Here is a 16,984-nt window from a genome sequence, read left to right as displayed (position 1 = left end):
GCCCGGAAAAGCTCCAATCCGTGTAGAACAACCGCCCGCAACACGCTGAAAAACCCCAATTTCAAAAATCAGACAGCCACCAGAGTCTGATCGTTCTCAGCTGGCGCACGTGCGTCAATTCGAACCGAGCGCGCGCAAACAAACATATAAAATCACCCGCCGGAATCTTCATCCAGCGCACAGGTTCCCCTGCGCCATCTGATCTCACCTTGACATTTTTCGTATGTGACGCTATCATTGAAGAGCAAAATAAATTGCAGTACAGCAATAAAAATTTAATTAATTATCCGCCATGCAACTAGGTTACAGTTTAGTGTGATCTGGAAATGTATTGTTGATTATTGGATGGCGTTCATAAACTCGTGTATTGACTTCACATTGACGTGTAATTGCTTCAATTAAAATATTAACGATGTTATCTTAAATTCGGTTTTCCTTGATAAGGTTTTTTTACCGCGCCTGGTATCAAAGCTTGTATTAAAACTTGGCTGAGCATTGCAGTTACAGTCACAATTTCTCAAGAAATTGTGATCCCTGGAGCAGCTTTCCGGCCCCAAAACCATTGATGCCATGGATGTGTAAACAAACCTGATGCGCAAGCAAACCTAAGTGAATTTTCTGATTATTTCGTGACTGATAAAAATGGATTATTTCATAAGGACAAGCGGAAGTTTCTTCTGCCAGTTCATTTGGTTAGGACTGAACACTAATGGTTACCTATCATCGGAATAGCAGCGGTGCTGCTTGGAACTCCTCCTCGGACAACAGGCATTTACAGCCTATTCCTGATAATAGTTCCTCCGCGGTGTCCAATGATTCCCTAACCGCCGGACAATTTGAAAAATCAGATCACCAGGAGTTCATGGTTGGTGAATGTCCCGCCATGAAGGAAGTGTTCTATCGCATTCGCCGTTTCGCTCAATGCGACGCGCCAATTCTCATCTCCGGAGAAACCGGAACAGGAAAGGAACTGGCGGCACAGGCCGTTCATCAACGATCCTCACGCGCCAAAGGGCCTTTCATCGCGATCAATTGCGCCGCCCTTCCCGCGAGCCTTATCGCATCGGAGCTGTTTGGCTACGAGAAAGGCGCGTTCACCGGCGCGGCGGGAAGAAAAATCGGCCTCATCGAGCAAGCCAACGGCGGCACATTATTCCTGGATGAAATTGGCGATCTACCCTTGGATCTGCAGGGGCATTTGCTCAGATTTCTTCAGGAGCAAACAATTACCCGCATAGGCGGGCATCTACCCATCCAGGTGGATGCCCGGGTCATTTCCGCCAGCCATGTGCAACTCGATGAAGCCATGATTGCCGGCACCTTCCGTCATGACCTGTTCTACCGCCTCAACGTCCTTCCCCTGCACATGCCGGCCCTGCGGGAGCGCGAAAGCGACATTGAATTGATGGCCACTTTTTTCCTGCGCAAGATTTCCGCGGAATTTGGCCGTGACGTTTCCGGCTTCACAGCAGCCACCCAAAATCTTATCCGCTCCTATCCCTGGCCGGGAAATGTGCGCGAACTCATCGCCGCCATCCGGCGTGGCGTGGTCATGGGCTGCGAACCGCTGATCTCGGAGGAAGACCTCGGCCTCCAACCCCACCCCTCTGGTCAGCCAGCGCCGCCGCGTAAACTCGCGACACAACGGCTGCGCGCCGGCTCCCTTCAAGAGCGCAACGCGCTACAGCAAGCCCTCGCCCGCAACCACCATAATGTCACCAAGGCTGCGGCAGAGCTGGGAGTTTCAAGGGTCACACTTTATCGCATGGCAAAGCGTCACGCGGAATTCGGCGGAACATTACACATCCGCGAACATTAAGAGCACGATCGCTTCAAGTGCGGCCATGCTCCAACGCCCAGCATATAAAATATTCATATAAAATATTATTGCACGACACCATTCACCGTTATGGTGGAATTGCTATTGCTGAGGCTATTCTGCTGAACCGCCGGGCGGAGTTCATCCCATAGAGTAATTGTCGCGCGCGGTTCGCCTGCTCCATTTATCGATGGAGCCTTCAGCCCGGTTCCGGTTATAACAGCTATCGTTGAGTCTGGCAGAGCCGTCAGATTCGTTACCGCGGCCGGCAAAATAAAATCAGATGTCCCAGCTTTGGCGTAGCCAACGCCGGGCGTCACCACAATTGCGGCCGCCGATAAAACAGTCACAACAGCCACACATCCGCAAAGCCGTTTTCCCGAAATCGCCAACCTAAATTGCAAAGCAGAAAACTGTTTCATGACACTCTCACAGAGCACAACACCGCAAAATATTCCAATCGGCCAAACACGTAACCCGGAACAGCAAACTTATTATTCTTATAAGTCTTATTATACCCTCTGCTGGTAATCCCGTCAACGAGAAAACCCTAGGTTGCCAAAAGCGCCGCCCACGGCACCAAGGCCAGAGCCTTGCTGGGCCAACCACTGCGACATCCCGGTAATTTCAACATTCATGGTGGTAACCTGGCTCAACATCATATTATTCGCGGTGTTCGAGATGATATTGCTGATACCACCTCCACCCAGCGACGAAATAACAACGCTGGCCCCCTGATTGATGCTCGATGAAAGGGTGATGGAAGACGTGCCGGCCGGCACCTGAATTGTATTGCCGCCAACATTTATCACCGTCGGATCACCCGCCCCCTGCTGCGTCAAGGTCGTCGTGCCGCCACCGGTTACGCTGGCAATTGCCCCGCCAGAGCCGCTGGTCAGTGTGGTCAACGGCACCAGAATGCTCTGAATAACCGTTTTCCCCTGATAATCCACCTGCTGGAAAGCAAAACTGATGGAGAGCCCCGGCTTCACATCAAATCCACCACGAATTTGGCCAAGCGCCTGATACGGAAGCTGCAAGGCCGCGAGCTGAAGCGAATTGATCTCATTATTATCGGGCGCACTGCTCACAGGCGGTGCGGCATATGCAAGCGGGCTGAACAAAACCGCCGTCACGAAAACTGTATGTGAACTCCATTTTGTAAAACGGTTGAAAGACATTGACCGATACTCCTCTAATTGGACGCATCAGAATTTATATGGATTTGGAAGCATAACCTGCTGAAGCGTTGAAAGATTGACCGCAAAGCGGCTAAGATCAAGCGGCGCGCCAGGCTCTCCAGACCAATCCCTCTCACCGTTGAAGCTAGCCTGCGCAGCTTGAACATTCGCTAAAATGATTAAAAAAATTCCAGACCATTGCTGTTGAAAATCATGTGCCGATTCGGTCCTCAGACCAATGGCCGGGTCCGCCAATAAAACCTGTCCATCCTGGATACCGCGGATAACGACGAAGTGCCGGAAGCCATGTTCATTAATCAGAACAATGGCAGGCATCCTTATCTCCGCGAGCTTCGCCAACGATGCCTTGAATCCGCCAGACGGCAGACCGATTCTGCTTAGATAATTTTTCATATCCAGCAGCGAAAAACCTTGCTTCTCAATAACCGGCTGGTCCCCATTAACAAACATGCTCGTAAACACACCAGATTCAGTCGAAGGCCGGTGGTAGGTAAAAGTAAGCAATGTCGCCAGAGCGGCCGAGCCGCAGGAGAAATCATATTCCTGTCTAACCGTTGTACTAAATTTCCGCTCCTGAAAGCTCAACACGTTGACATCTATATCACCGCCACCTACCGCGAGCCCGTTCAAAAAAACCTGTCCAGCCCGCGCGCCGGATATTCCGAGCCATCCCCAACAAACAGCAAAAATTGCAAATACACCGGCCCTGCGTAAAACGCTCATGCCTGGCAGTCCTTTATTTAAGAGAGATGTTCACCGTGGTGCTACTCTGAAACAATGAATTGTTTCCAGTATTCTCAAATATTGTTGTTATACCTGTATTATTATTGATGGATTGCGTATTGGCGATATTACCCGTGGTGGTATTGTTCGCGCTGTTCCCGGTGTCGATTCCGACATTTGTCGAAGATACCACAAAACTTCCACCACGTAGTTTTTCGAGTTGCGCATTCGAAACCGCCATGCCCGCAAGACCGCCGATGGCCGCATCTCCCTGACCGCCGGAACCAGATGCGAAAGCAGGTTGAGAAGCTGAAAACAATGCGCAGCTTGCTGCGACTGTAAATATCGCCGCTGTCATCACGTTCATTGGACGCTCCTATAATACTAGCCTACATCTCACGCGCCTAAAGCGCCAATTAAAAATATGCTGGCTCCGCATTGCGCCGGCAAATCGCGCAATGCGGAGCCCAAACATACCGATCTGCAGCGCAGATTAGAAGCCGCTGATTCCCGTGCCGCCGCTGCTGCCGCTGACGACGGAACCAAGAGCCACAGAACTCTGCTGCAACGATGCCGCACCGGAGTTCTGCATGGCGGTGTTGATGCCGTTGCCGCCATTCACGGTGTTCATGGTGTTGCTGCCGCTGCTCACGGTTACGCCAGACCCGCCTTTGCGGTCTTCGCCATAGCCGCCGCCGCCACCGCCACCAATCGTAATATCCTTGACCGATCCTTCGTTTCTGGTCGAGGCAACGGTGATATGCGTGTCAGTGTTGGTGCTTACCATTGTCTCATTGCCAACATTGTTGAGATTTTTGGTGAATGCTACTGATTCACTGCTGTTGTTTGAGTTGGCCGTGTTGTTCGAATTGGTCGTGGTCGGATTGGCGGAGTTGGTCAGGCTCGCGCTAACATTCGTGCCACCTGTGGTTGCCGACTGGCCATTTCCACCCACCAAGGCGTTTTTAACAATGGGCACATTCACGGACAAGCCGCCATGACCGCCATAACCACCACCGTCACCGCCGCCACCAGCAAATGCCATGCCCGCCGACAGAAGAAATACAGCCGAACCCGCGAGAAGAATGTTACGCATGATAGCCCTCCGTTTTTAATTTGTGAAAGATTAAAGCCTGGACTCTTATGACGGTTGACTGCGCAACTTCGCCATGAACAACACTACGCAAACGCCGTGCCAAGTTTCCGAGGTAACGTGAGATAATTGGATTTACTTAAAATTCATACGATTAAGGAAAATTTCTGGCGCGCTCATCATCGCCGCCTGTGTGTCATGTCTTGTAAAGCTGTTAAGTTTCACTGTAACGTTTACACTTCAAATGAAACACAAACCCGCACGCACGCCAAATAATAGTTTACAAACCGTATGTATCTGATAAATATGAGACGCAAAATCAGGGAGGCGCTAAAATGGCTGCCAAATCCTATTATTTTTCAAATGATTATGTAAAAAAATTTCATCCAGACGAAACCGCTTCAATTAAGACGATAAAATTTTTCAGCCATCTCAAATCTGTCCTACAACTCTCCGCCAGTGGCGCATTCATCCTTATGGTTGCTGCAGGTGGCAATGCCCAGGCGGCGCAGAGCGGGCCTGAGAGTTTAGCCACGCTACAAGCCGCCATCGCGGCACAAGAAGCCAAGCTGCAACAGGAAGAGATCCAGCTGGAACAGCAATCACTTGAGCTGGATCAGCAACAGCGCCTGCTCGACAGCCAAATGGCCAAACTGCGGGGAACAGGAACAAGCCCAACCAGCCAGGCACAACCTGCGGCTGATTCAACCGCCAACAGCGCCACAACCGCTCCAGCCTCATCTACGCAAGCAGCGCCCGCCAGCGGAACAGTGGGCGAGGAGCAGCAGCAGCAGCAACAACAAAACCAGCAGGAACAAACAAAGGTCATACTCCAGTCATCCACCGTGCTCGCCAACACAGGTGGCGTACTAACGCCAAAAGGCACATTCGTTATCGATCCCTCGCTCGAATATGACTACTGGGCACAAAATCAACTGGCGTTGAATGGTTTCACCATTATCCCAGGCATCACCTTCGGCAATATTTTCATTGCGCGTGTCGATCAAAATTTTCTCACCGCCGCCGTCACAGCGCGGTATGGCCTCACAGACCGGCTGGAGATCAACGCGAAAATTCCTCTCGTGGCCGGCTACGGAACCTTCACGGCCCAGGCAGTGGGGCCAAATGCGCAGCCGCTCAACACCAGCGCGAACAATGTGAATATCGGCGATATTCAGCTTGGCGGCTCCTACCAGTTCAACAGCGGCAATGACGGATGGCCGGTTTTCGTAGGCAACCTCACCTTCAAAACCGCCACCGGCGTAAGCCCCTACTCGGTTCCAATTTACACAGTGTATGATAGCGGCGGAAGTTTCCTCGGCGGCATCCAAAAAAAACTCCCGACAGGCACCGGCTTTTATTCGCTTGAACCCAGCGTCACCATTTTCTACCCAACCGCTCCCGGCGTGTTATTCGGGAATCTGCAATACATCTATAATTTCAGCCGGACTTTTAATATTCTCGGCAGCTCCGGCGTATCCGTGCGCGAAAATCTGCAACCCGGCAGCGCAGTCGCGGCAACATTCGGCATGGGCTTCGCGCTGAATGACAAGGCCTCGATGACCTTAAGTTACCAGCAGGAGCATGTGTTCGGCTCCTCGGTGAGCAACCGCTCCATCCCCGGTTCCGCGTATGATTTTGGGACCTTCAACTTTGGGCTGGGCTACGCCATCAACGCCCGCACCAATTTCAACATCGGCGTCGGCATAGGCGCTGGCCCCAATGCCCCGGTTGCCAAAATTTTGTTTGAGGTGCCGATACGGTTCTAACCCCGCCGCCCTAGCGCCTGGTCGCTTTAAATGCGATCAGGCGCTACCCATTTTTCTAAAGGCGATTCACGCTTCCGGCTCGCTCGGTTGAGCGAGCCTCAAACGATCGCGCTTAAAAATCATCGCCACGCCGCCGCAGCTTTTTCGTATCCGAGCGCTGGCTTTTCGCCTCCAGCCGGCGCGTCTTGGATGCCTTGGTCGGCCGCGTCGGCTTACGGAACACCGGCGCCACCGCGGCCTCGCGGATAATCTCAAACAGGCGCTCGCGCGCATCCGCCCGGTTCTGTAACTGCGTGCGAAACCGGTTGGCGGTGATCACAATCACCCCATCATTGCTCAGCCGCCGCCCAGCCAGCACCCTCATGCGCGACTTCACGGCGCCCGGCAGCGTTTCACATTTTAATAAATTAAACCTCAGCTGCACCGCGGTGGCGACTTTATTGACATTCTGCCCCCCAGGGCCGGAGGCGGCAATAAAGCTCTCCTCGAGATCAGCCTCGCTGATCCCGAGTTTCGGGGTAACCTGTATCAACATCCGGCCCAGCCTTCACTGCCAGGCCGCGCGGCTTTAGGCGGCCTTGGCTGCCTTTTTAGCGGTCGCGCGCTCCAGGCGGCGCTTCAGCGCCAGGCCCTCGGTGGTCATCTTGCTGTCGTTCTGGCTCAGCAGAAACGCATCCAGGCCGCCATTATGCTCAATCGTGCGGATCGCCCGGGTCGAAAGGCGCAGCCGGACATTGCCCAGAACGTCAGACAACAGCGAGGTTTCCTGCAGGTTCGGCAGAAACCGGCGGCGGGTCTTGTTGTTAGCATGGCTGACATTATTGCCAGCTTGCACGGTCTTTCCGGTCAGTTCACAACGGCGGGCCATAGTACAATCCTCAAATACGCAAAGCGGGCCGGCGGATGCCAGCCCGAAATCCAGGCCGGGTTATGGCTAAAAGCCTCGCCCCGGTCAAGCCTCGCCAGCGTGATCCTTGCCCACGGTGGAGCGCATTTCGCCTGATTCCACGCTCTCCATCGCCTGGCGGAGAATCTGCACCACCACATCATCGGGCAAGGTGCGCGTCAGCAGGCCCATGGCCCCGCCAAGCAGCGCCGAGGCCACCGCCAGCGAGTTGATCTGCTGGCCCATCATATACTCAATCGCCTTGTCCACGACAGAACCAGCATGGCTCAGATCGCGCTCTGGCGGGGATTGTGTCTCATTCATCATATTTTCCATCCGGGCCTTCTATCTGGTGATTCCTGCCCCGTTACCAAGCTAAACCCTTATTGCGCAACTTCGTCGAATGTTTTGCTCTGCACGGCCTCTTCCTGCTCCGCCTGCTGCGCCGCCCACATGCCGGCATACACGCCATCAGCCTCCAGCAGCGCCGCATGGCTGCCGCGTTCCACAATCACACCCTCGCGCAACACCAATATCTCATCGGCATCCGTCACGGTTGAGAGCCGGTGCGCGATCACCAGCGTCGTACGATCATACGCCACCGAGCGCAGCGCCGAGCCAATCTCCTGCTCCGTCGCGGTATCCAGCGCGCTGGTCGCCTCATCGAGGATCAGCACGCGCGGATTCTTCAAAATCGTCCGCGCAATCGCCACACGCTGTTTCTCGCCGCCCGAAAGTTTCAACCCGCGCTCGCCGACCTTGGTTTTATAGCCCTGCGGCAGGGTGATGATAAAGTCATGGATCTGCGCCAGCCGCGCCGCCTGCTCAATCTCCTCAACGCTGGCGCCCGGCCGCCCATAGGCGATGTTGTAGAAAATCGTGTCGTTAAAGAGCACCGTATCCTGCGGCACCACGCCGATGGCCGCGCGCAGGCTGTGCTGGGTGTAGTCGCGCACATCATGCCCATCCACCAGCACGCAACCCGAAACCGTGTCGTAGAAACGGAACAACAGGCGCGAGATGGTCGATTTGCCCGAGCCCGTCGGCCCGACGATGGCCACTTTCTGGCCCGCCGCCACCGTGAAGCTCACCCCCTTGAGAATATCGCGATCCGGGTTGTAGCCGAAATGCACATCCTCGAAACGCACCTCCACCGGCGCGCCCTGCGGCGCCAGCTCAATGGCGCCGGGTTTGTCCCTCACCTCGTAATTCACCCGCATCAGGGAGAACATCTGCTCCATATCGATCATGCCCTGGTTGATCTGCCAGTACACAAAGCCCAGAAAATTAAGCGGCACATAAAGCTGCATGAGATAGGTGTTAACCAGCACAAACTGGCCGACCGTCATGGTGTGATGCGCAACGCCGGTTGCCGCCATCAGCATCATCACGCCCAGCGCCGCCGAGATAATCACCGCCTGGCCGATGTTCAGCCCGTTGAGCGAAACCTGCGCCTTCACCGAAGCCGCCTCATAGCGCGCCAGACTCTCATCATAGCGGCGGGACTCATGCCCCTCATTGCCGAAATATTTAACCGTCTCGAAGTTGAGCAGGCTGTCGATCGCCTTGGTCTGCGCCTCGTTATCGGTCTCGTTCATGATACGGCGGAACTTGGTGCGCCACGCGGTCACGCCAAAGGTGAACGCCATGTAGAACCCGACCGCGACAAAGGTGATGAGCGCGTACCAGAAGCTGAACAAGTGCCAAAGGATGCCAACCGTCAGCACCAGCTCGATGATGGTGGGCAACACGTTGAACGTGGCCAGCCGCAACACGTTCTGGATCCCCAGCGTGCCGCGCAGAATAATGCCCGAGAGCCCGCCGGTCTGGCGGTCCAGGTGGAAGCGCATGGAGAGGCCATGCAGATGCTCAAAAGTCTGGCGCGCCACCACGCGCGAGGCGCGCATCTGCACCGCGGCGAAAATCGCGTCGCGCAACTCGCCAAACCCGGCCGCGGCGACGCGCACCAGCGCATAACCCACGATCAGCGCGGCGGGCACCACAATGGCATTGGCGCCGTGCGCCAGCCGGTCCACCGCATGGCCGTAGAGGATGGGCACATAAACGGTCGCCACCTTGGCCAGCACCATCGCGATGCTGGCCAGCACCAGCCTCAGGCGCAGGCCGAACTCATGCTTCGGCCATAAATACGGCAGCAGCGAGCGCAGGGTGGCCCAGGAATCACGCGGCGCCTTCGGGGCGCCGGGGGTGGGAGCAAGATGGGGGTTGGCACGGGCGGCATTACGGGTCATGTCACCGCACATGGCATCTGATACGCAAATTGCAAAGCTCCTCTCGCACATCTCTGCCTGTCATTCCGCGGTGCTGCCGGGCGCGCGGCTTAAGTTATGGTCCGGCACGCACCATTTCGGCTATCTGAAACCCGATTTCGCGGCCCGCCTCGCCGCCGCCAGCCCGGCGATAACCTTGCGTGAAAACAATGTCTTCCTCGCGCCCGAGGCCCTGCCGGAGCTGAACAAACTGGCCCATGCCGCAGGCCTGCCGCTGCGGGCGGAAAATTTTGACGTGCGCGAGACCCCCGGCGGCCCCGTCCTCGCCGTGCTTGACCGTGGCGCCCTGCCCAGTTTCGGCGTCATCGGCGTGGGTGTGCACATGAACGGGCTGGTCCGCCGCGCGGACGGCTGGCATCTGTGGATCGCCAAGCGCGCCGCCAATAAAAAACTCGACCCCGGCAAGTTTGACAATCTGGTCGCCGGCGGGGTCGCCGCCGGGCATACGCCCTTCGAGACCATCATCAAGGAATCCGAGGAAGAAGCCGCGCTGCCCGCCGCGCTGGCCGCCAATGCGCGCCAGGTCGCACAGTTCACCTACAACATGGAGCGCCCGGAGGGCCTGCGCCGCGACGTGGTCTACGCCTACGACCTGGAACTGCCGGAATCCTTCATCCCCGAACCAGCGGACGGCGAAGTGGAAAGCTTCGCCCTCTGGCCGCTGGCCCGCGTGCTGGCGGTAGCCTCCACCACCGATGACTTCAAATTCAACGTCAACCTGGTGCTCATCGACCTGCTGATCCGCTTTGGCATGATCAAGGGCGCGGCGGCGGACAGGCTGCGCGCCGCGCTAGAGCAATAATCATCTGATATGAACCGGCCGGTTCATATCAGATGATTGAAATTGCTCGCTCAAACAAAGTTAGAGTGTTTTTCATCGGATGAAAGACACTCTAAACGGCTCCCTCAGCCCCGAGGCGCCGCCGCCCGGCTCAGCCGGTCGTTAATCGCCCGGCCCAGCCCGGTGCTGGGGATGGGCATCACCGCGATACGCGTCAGGCCGAGGGCGGGCGCCGTGGCGTCCAGCTCATGCAGGGCCTCGAACAGGCGCGCCGCCGCCTCGGTGAGGTTTTTCCTCTCCGAGAGCTGAAACACGAGCTTTGCACCCGGCAGTGGCGGGCCGAACGCCAATAACGCCTCATCCGCCGCCACCGCGCCGGCATCGAGCCGCACCGGCAGCCCCGGCGCGTAATGCGAGGCCAGCATCCCCGGCGATGCCATCGCCTCCCCCTGGGTAATCGGCGCGCCGGTCCCCACCGGGCCGATCACCGCCTCCAGCGCCTCCACACTCACCCCGCCGGGGCGCAAAAGCACCGGCGCCGGGCCGGAGAGGTCCAGCACCGTGGATTCCAGCCCGACCGCGCAAGGCCCGCAATCAATCACCGCCGCGATTTTTCCGCCCAGCCCCGCCAGCACATGCGAAGGCGTGGTCGGGCTGATCTGCCCCGAGCGGTTGGCCGAGGGCGCCGCCACCGGCCCGCCGAACGCGGCCAGCAATTGCAACGCAACGCGATGCGCCGGAACCCTCACCGCCAGCGTCTCCAGCCCCGCCCCCGCCAACCGCGAGACCGCGCAGGCCGCCGCGCGCGGCAACACCATGGTCAGCGGCCCCGGCCAGAATGCCGCCGCCAGTTTCTCCGCCATGGCGTTGGGCACCACATCCGCGAACGCGGCCCGCGCGCTGGCGTAATGGCAGATCAACGGATTAAAACTGGGCCTTCCCTTGGCCACATAAATTTTTGCGACTGCCTCGCCGTTGCGCGCATCGGCCCCCAGCCCGTAGACTGTCTCGGTGCCGAAGGCGACCAGCTCCCCCGCCGCCAGCAGCGCCGCGGCACGGGCAATCTCCGGCGCGGTTGGATGCAGGATGACGCTCACTTGACCCCGGCAGTATCCAGTTATTCTTCGTCCGGGGCGCTGGCCTGCGGCTTGGCGCCTGTTTCCAAATCCCGCGCCACTTCCGGCTGATGCAACAGCTTGTTGATCCGCGTCGCCTCTTCCAGCGCCTCATCGGCCAGGAATTTCAAATCCGGCGTCACGCGCAGCCCGAGCTTCGGCGCGATCTGCGCCCGCAAAAACGGCGACACGCGCTTGAGCGAGGGCAGCAGCGGCGTGATATCCTTGCCCCCCAGCGCGGTGGTAAACACCGTCGCGTGCTTCAAATCCGGCGACATGCGGACCTCCGAGATCGTCAGATGCGCCTTGGCCAGCGCCTTCTCATGGAACTCGGTGCGCAGGAAAATCTCCGCCAGCGCATGGCGGATTTCTTCCCCGACCCGCAGCTGCCGCTGAGACGGCCCCTCCTTACGGAGCGACGATTTCGGTTTCATAGCATTCCACCACATCGCCTTCGCGCAGATCCTGGAACCCGGCGAACGACAGGCCGCATTCATACCCGCGCGCCACTTCCTTCACATCGTCCTTGAAGCGCTTGAGCTGCGAGAGATCGCCCTGATGGATGACCACATTGTCGCGCAGCAGGCGCACGCCGCAGCCGCGCTTGACCACGCCCTCGGTAACATAACAACCCGCGACCTTGCCGGTCTTGGTGATGTTGAACACCTGGCGGATTTCCGCATAGCCGAGGAATTTCTCGCGATGCACCGGGGCGAGCTTGCCCTTGACCAGCTTCTCGATATCATCCGCGACCTCATAGATGATCGAGTAATAGCGGATGTCCACGCCATCGCGGTGCGCCAGCTCGCGCGCCTGCGTATTCGCACGCACGTTGAAGCCGACAACAATCGCGTCCGACGCCTTCGCCAGCTGCACATCGCTTTCGGTGATCTGGCCGACACCGGAATAGATCACGCGCACGCGCACTTCCTCGTTGCCCACCTTGGTGACCACCACCGAGATCGCCTCGGCGGAACCCTGCACATCGGCCTTGACCACAAGGGCCACTTCCTTCTGCGCCCCGGCCTGAATCCGGGCCAGCATCTCCTCCATCGTGCCGCGCGCGGCGGTGGCGCTGGCGGCGGAACGCTCGCGCAGCTTCTGCTGGCGATATTCCACAATCTCGCGCGCCCGCACATCGCTCTCCACAACCACGAACGGCTCACCCGCAACCGGGGCGGCGGACAGGCCAAGGATTTCAACCGGCGTCGAGGGTCCGGCCTCTTTCACAGCCTTGCCCTTGTCATCCTGCATGGCGCGCACGCGGCCCCACTGGGCGCCCGCCACCACGATATCCCCCGCATGCAGCGTGCCCTTTTGCACCAGCACGGTCGCCACCGGGCCACGGCCACGATCAAGCCGGCTCTCGATCACCGCACCCTCGGCCGAACGGTCCGGATTGGCGCGCAGCTCCAAAACTTCGGCCTGGAGCAAAATCGCTTCCTCAAGCTTGTCCAGCCCGAGCTTCTTCAGCGCGGAGACTTCAACATCCTGGGTCTCGCCGCCCATTTCCTCAACCACGATCTCGTGTTGCAGCAGCTCCTGGCGCACGCGGTTGGCGTCAGCACCCGGACGGTCGATCTTGTTGACAGCCACGATAATCGGCACCTGCGCCGCCTTGGCGTGTTTAATCGCCTCGATCGTCTGCGGCATCACACCGTCATCGGCGGCGACCACCAGCACCACGATATCAGTCACCCCGGCGCCGCGCGCGCGCATGGCGGTGAACGCCTCATGGCCCGGCGTGTCGAGGAAGGTGATCTGCGCGCCCGAAGGCAGCTTCACTGTGTAGGCGCCGATATGCTGGGTAATGCCCCCGGCCTCGCTGGCCGCAACATCGGTATGGCGCAACGCATCGAGCAGGCTGGTCTTGCCATGGTCGACATGGCCCATAATGGTCACCACGGGCGGGCGCGGCAGCAGCTCGGTGTCGGTATCTTCCTCGCCTTCGAGGCCCACTTCCACATCCGCGTCAGACACGCGGCGCGCCTTGTGGCCAAACTCGGCCACCACCAGCTCGGCGGTGTCAGCGTCGATCACCTGGGTGATATTCGCCATCACGCCCATCTTCATCAGGGCGCGCACCACCTCGTTGCCGCGCGCGGCCATACGGTTGGCCAGCTCCTGCACCGTGATGGTCTCCGGCAAAATCACCTCGCGCACCACCTTCACGCCGTCGGAGCGCAGCAGCTCCAGCTCGGCCTGGCGGCGCTCACGCTCGCGCTGGCGGCGCACGGAGGCGAGCGAACGCACCTTCTCGTCCTCACCCTCGATGGCGGCCAGCACGTCGATCTTGCCGGCGCGGCGGCGGTCATCGCCAATTTTCTTCGGCGCCACCACGGGCACGCCGCGCTTGGGCGCGGGGCCAACACTCGGGCGCTTCACGCCGCGCGGGGCTTCGTCTTCTTCCTCGGCCCGCGCGCCAGGGCGCTGGCCGGGTTTCAGCTGCAAGGTCTCGCGCGAGGGCACGGCGGGTTTCGCCGGAGCCGCCGCGGGGCGCGCCGGGGCGGGGCCAGCCGCCACGGGGGCAGCAGGCTTGGTCTCGCTGGTCTCGGCCGTCTCGCTGGCCGCGGCCTCAACCGGGGCCGGTTCGGGCTCAGGTTCGGGCGGGGGCGGCGGCGCCAACAGCGCCTCTTCCTCGCGGCGGCGCGCTTCCTCGGCCGCCGAGAGAATGGAAATCTTTTCCTGCTCGCGGCGCTCGGCCTCGCGCTGCGCGGCGAGGCGCTGCTGCTCGGCCAGCACGCGCTGGCGGGTTGCCTGCTCGGCGGCGGTAAGCGCGCGCGGCGCAACGCCGGGGCGGCCAACCGGCCTTACCGGGGCGGGAGCGGGGGCCGGAGCGGCGGCGGCCGGCGGCGGGCTGGCCGCGGCCGGGCGTTCAGCCGGGGGCTTGCTCAATGAGAGCGTCGGCGCCGGTGTAGGCGCCACCGGAGCAGCCGGAGCGGGCGCCGCCCCCAGGCCGCGCTTTTTGCGCACCTCAACCTGAACCACCTTGGACCGGCCATGCGAGAAGCTCTGCCGCACCGATCCGGCGTCGACCGTATGCCCCGCATCACCACGCGCAGCCGGGCGCAGCGAGAGCCTGCCTTTGGTTTCAGTCTGGTCGTTGCCGTCAGTCATGCGTAATCCGGTCCATTCAACAATCGTGGCTGAGTACTACCCCAGCCTGATTGGGCACTACTGCCCGCTTAAAACGCCGCCCGCAACACCTGCGAGACGGCCCGCCTCAATTTCAATCATTTTCGCCAGCCGGCCGGGGGCAATTACCACATGCACCGCCTGCTCTCTCCCGAAAATTTTACCCAGCCTGGCGGCGGAAAAAACCGCCACCACCGGCACCTCACGGCCGCCCACAAATCGCGCCCGCTCCTCAACACTGCCATCCACCGCCTGCAACACCAGCCCGGCCTTGCCAGAGGTCAGCCACTCCCGGGCCTTCTCAAAGCCCGCAATCGCCGCCCCACTCCGCCGCGCCAGCCCAACCAGGTCGAAAATCCGTTGTATCAACGCTGTTTCCACCTGGGAGGCCAAGTTGGGCGCCACAACCAGCTGCTGCTTCGCCGCACGGGGAAAAACACCACGTTTCAGCGCTGTCTCTATCACATCCCCAGACGCACTCAACCACATTCCACGCCCAGGCAGGGTTGCGCTGACATCGAACACCAGCTGGCGCTCAGGCCCCGCCACAAACCGCAACATGGCCTCGCGCGCAAAACTCTCGCGTCTGACCAGGCAGCGCCGCAGCGGTCCACGCTCCGGCGCCTCGTCTTCGCTCTCAGCGATGTCCGGTTCAGGCTGCGTTGCCGTCTTCCTCGAACCAGTGCGCGCGCGCCGCCATGATGATCTCGTTGGCGGCCTCCTCGCTCAGCGCCTCGGCGCCGACGATTTCCACCAGCTCATCACCGGCCAGATCGGCCAGATCATCCAGCGTCTTCACGCCCTTCTCGCCCAGCGCGATCAGGTCTTTGGCACTCAGCGCCTCGATCGCGGCAACCTCGTCGCTCACGCCCAGCGCCACGCGCTTCTCTTCCTGCTCACCCGCCTGCTTGGCCAGCGAGGCTTCCGCCCGGCGCTGCAGCTCGGCGGCCACGGTCTCGTCAAAGCCCTCAATCGAGGCGATTTCATCCAACGGTGTCATGCTCAAATCCTCTATCGTCTCGAATCCTTCGGCCACCAGCAGGCCGGCAATCACGTCATCCACATCGAGCGCTTCCACGAACAGCCCGGTTTTGCGGCGGAACTCCTCCTGGCGGCGCTCAGATTCCTCAGCCTCGGTCAGAATATCAATATCCCAGCGCGTCAGCTGCGAAGCCAGGCGCACATTCTGGCCGCGCCGCCCGATGGCGAGCGAGAGCTGGCTGTCAGGCACCACAACCTCAACCCGCCCGGCTTCCTCATCCATCACCACCTTGGACACTTCCGCCGGCGCCAGCGCGTTCACCACGAATGTCGCGACATTGGGCGACCAGGGGATGATATCAATCTTCTCGCCCTGCAACTCAGCCACCACCGCCTGCACGCGCGACCCGCGCATACCCACGCAGGCGCCCACCGGATCAATCGACTGATCCCGCGAAATCACCGCCATTTTCGCACGGCTCCCCGGATCGCGGGCCACCGCCTTGATCTCGATGATGCCATCATAAATCTCCGGCACCTCCTGCGCGAACAGTTTCGCCAAAAACCCAGGATGCGTGCGCGAGAGAAAAATCTGCGGGCCTCTTTGCTCTTCCCGCACGTCATAAATAAACGCGCGCACGCGATCGCCATTGCGCAAATTCTCGCGCGGAATGGTCTCATCGCGGCGCAACAGCGCCTCGGCGCGGCCAAGGTCCACCATCAAATTGCCATACTCGGTGCGCTTGACCACACCGTTGATGATCTCGCCCACCCGGTCCTTGAACTCGTTATACTGCTTGGAGCGCTCATACTCGCGCACGCGCTGCACGATCACCTGCTTGGCGGTCTGCGCCGCGATGCGGCCAAAATCGATCGGCGGCAGCGGATCGACGATAAAATCGCCAACCTCCTTCTCGGGCGCGAATTTCTTCGAGATGGCAACGGGGATCTGCGTTTCCTCGTTCTCCACCGTCTCGACGATCTCGGTCCAGCGCGAGAGCCTCACATCGCCGGTCTTGCGGTCGATGGTGGCGCGGATGTCCTTCTCATGCCCATATTTGGCGCGGCCGGCTTTCTGAATCGCCTGCTCCATCGCCTCCAGCACATCATCGCGCTCAATCTGCTTTTCGCGCGCGACGGCATCGGCAACAAGCAGCAATTCCGGGCGGTTAACTGCGGTATCCATCGT

17 protein-coding genes are annotated in these 16,984 nt (G+C 59.6%); 3 read left to right on the top strand and 14 right to left on the bottom strand.

The window, feature by feature from the left end; all coding sequences use genetic code 11:
* Positions 1-709: 709 nt before the first annotated feature.
* A complete protein-coding gene (locus tag QQJ84_RS12335; RefSeq protein WP_284258511.1) occupies positions 710-1,819 on the top strand; it encodes a sigma-54 interaction domain-containing protein in 1,110 nt (369 codons plus the stop codon).
* A gap of 65 nt (positions 1,820-1,884) precedes the next feature.
* Here the strand turns inward: QQJ84_RS12335 and QQJ84_RS12330 are convergent, their stop codons facing one another.
* The 5 genes from QQJ84_RS12330 to QQJ84_RS12310 form a co-directional block, all read right to left on the bottom strand.
* Positions 1,885-2,241 (bottom strand): hypothetical protein, encoded by a 357-nt coding sequence (locus QQJ84_RS12330; RefSeq protein ID WP_284258509.1) that lies wholly within the window; start codon positions 2,239-2,241, stop codon positions 1,885-1,887.
* Positions 2,242-2,355: 114 nt separating this feature from the next.
* Entirely contained in the window at positions 2,356-3,000 is a 645-nt protein-coding gene (locus QQJ84_RS12325) for a hypothetical protein (RefSeq protein ID WP_284258508.1), read from the bottom strand.
* A 27-nt stretch (positions 3,001-3,027) separates the two neighbouring features.
* Positions 3,028-3,744 (bottom strand): C39 family peptidase, encoded by a 717-nt coding sequence (locus tag QQJ84_RS12320; RefSeq protein ID WP_284258507.1) that lies wholly within the window; start codon positions 3,742-3,744, stop codon positions 3,028-3,030.
* Positions 3,745-3,757: 13 nt separating this feature from the next.
* Positions 3,758-4,111, bottom strand: a complete 354-nt coding sequence (locus QQJ84_RS12315; RefSeq protein WP_284258506.1) for a hypothetical protein — start codon at positions 4,109-4,111, stop codon at positions 3,758-3,760.
* 126 nt (positions 4,112-4,237) lie between these two features.
* Positions 4,238-4,840, bottom strand: a complete 603-nt coding sequence (locus tag QQJ84_RS12310) for a hypothetical protein (protein WP_284258505.1) — start codon at positions 4,838-4,840, stop codon at positions 4,238-4,240.
* 473 nt (positions 4,841-5,313) lie between these two features.
* Between QQJ84_RS12310 and QQJ84_RS12305 the strand changes: the two genes are divergently transcribed.
* Positions 5,314-6,606 (top strand): hypothetical protein, encoded by a 1,293-nt coding sequence (locus tag QQJ84_RS12305; protein WP_284258504.1) that lies wholly within the window; start codon positions 5,314-5,316, stop codon positions 6,604-6,606.
* Between the two features lie 112 nt (positions 6,607-6,718).
* On the opposite strand, the gene arfB is transcribed toward QQJ84_RS12305, so the two are convergent.
* The 4 genes from arfB to QQJ84_RS12285 all read right to left on the bottom strand — a co-directional run bounded on the left by arfB (position 6,719) and on the right by QQJ84_RS12285 (position 9,744).
* On the bottom strand, positions 6,719-7,141 hold the full coding sequence (gene arfB / locus QQJ84_RS12300; RefSeq protein WP_284258503.1) for an alternative ribosome rescue aminoacyl-tRNA hydrolase ArfB: 423 nt from the start codon (positions 7,139-7,141) through the stop codon (positions 6,719-6,721).
* A 33-nt stretch (positions 7,142-7,174) separates the two neighbouring features.
* Positions 7,175-7,474 carry a 50S ribosomal protein L28 gene (rpmB, locus tag QQJ84_RS12295; RefSeq protein ID WP_284258502.1) on the bottom strand — a complete coding sequence of 100 codons (300 nt, stop codon included), beginning with the start codon at positions 7,472-7,474 and terminating at the stop codon, positions 7,175-7,177.
* 84 nt (positions 7,475-7,558) lie between these two features.
* The gene (locus QQJ84_RS12290; protein ID WP_284258501.1) at positions 7,559-7,819 is read right to left on the bottom strand and encodes a hypothetical protein; all 261 of its coding nucleotides are present in this window, start codon (positions 7,817-7,819) and stop codon (positions 7,559-7,561) included.
* 56 nt (positions 7,820-7,875) lie between these two features.
* Positions 7,876-9,744 carry an ABCB family ABC transporter ATP-binding protein/permease gene (locus QQJ84_RS12285; RefSeq protein WP_284258500.1) on the bottom strand — a complete coding sequence of 623 codons (1,869 nt, stop codon included), beginning with the start codon at positions 9,742-9,744 and terminating at the stop codon, positions 7,876-7,878.
* A 10-nt stretch (positions 9,745-9,754) separates the two neighbouring features.
* On the opposite strand from QQJ84_RS12285, the gene QQJ84_RS12280 reads away from it, so the two are divergent.
* A complete protein-coding gene (locus QQJ84_RS12280; protein ID WP_284258499.1) occupies positions 9,755-10,585 on the top strand; it encodes an NUDIX hydrolase in 831 nt (276 codons plus the stop codon).
* Positions 10,586-10,689: 104 nt separating this feature from the next.
* Here QQJ84_RS12280 and QQJ84_RS12275 read toward each other — a convergent pair whose 3' ends face one another.
* Genes QQJ84_RS12275 through nusA form a run of 5 tightly spaced genes read right to left on the bottom strand, consistent with a single transcriptional unit; the run spans position 10,690 to position 16,981 of the window.
* The gene (locus tag QQJ84_RS12275) at positions 10,690-11,661 is read right to left on the bottom strand and encodes an L-threonylcarbamoyladenylate synthase (RefSeq protein ID WP_284258498.1); all 972 of its coding nucleotides are present in this window, start codon (positions 11,659-11,661) and stop codon (positions 10,690-10,692) included.
* A gap of 20 nt (positions 11,662-11,681) precedes the next feature.
* Positions 11,682-12,113 (bottom strand): 30S ribosome-binding factor RbfA, encoded by a 432-nt coding sequence (rbfA, locus tag QQJ84_RS12270; RefSeq protein WP_284258497.1) that lies wholly within the window; start codon positions 12,111-12,113, stop codon positions 11,682-11,684.
* Positions 12,088-14,796 (bottom strand): translation initiation factor IF-2, encoded by a 2,709-nt coding sequence (gene infB, locus QQJ84_RS12265; RefSeq protein ID WP_284258496.1) that lies wholly within the window; start codon positions 14,794-14,796, stop codon positions 12,088-12,090. Before infB ends, rbfA begins: the two co-directional genes overlap by 26 nt.
* A gap of 57 nt (positions 14,797-14,853) precedes the next feature.
* Positions 14,854-15,459 (bottom strand): RNA-binding protein, encoded by a 606-nt coding sequence (locus tag QQJ84_RS12260; RefSeq protein WP_284258608.1) that lies wholly within the window; start codon positions 15,457-15,459, stop codon positions 14,854-14,856.
* A gap of 7 nt (positions 15,460-15,466) precedes the next feature.
* A complete protein-coding gene (gene nusA, locus QQJ84_RS12255; protein WP_284258495.1) occupies positions 15,467-16,981 on the bottom strand; it encodes a transcription termination factor NusA in 1,515 nt (504 codons plus the stop codon).
* Positions 16,982-16,984: the final 3 nt, after the last annotated feature.

It is taken from the genome of Acidocella aquatica (assembly GCF_030160635.1).
Classification (GTDB): domain Bacteria; phylum Pseudomonadota; class Alphaproteobacteria; order Acetobacterales; family Acetobacteraceae; genus Acidocella; species Acidocella aquatica.
Note: the sequence above shows the minus strand (reverse complement) of the source record. Positions and strands in the feature narration are given on the sequence as shown.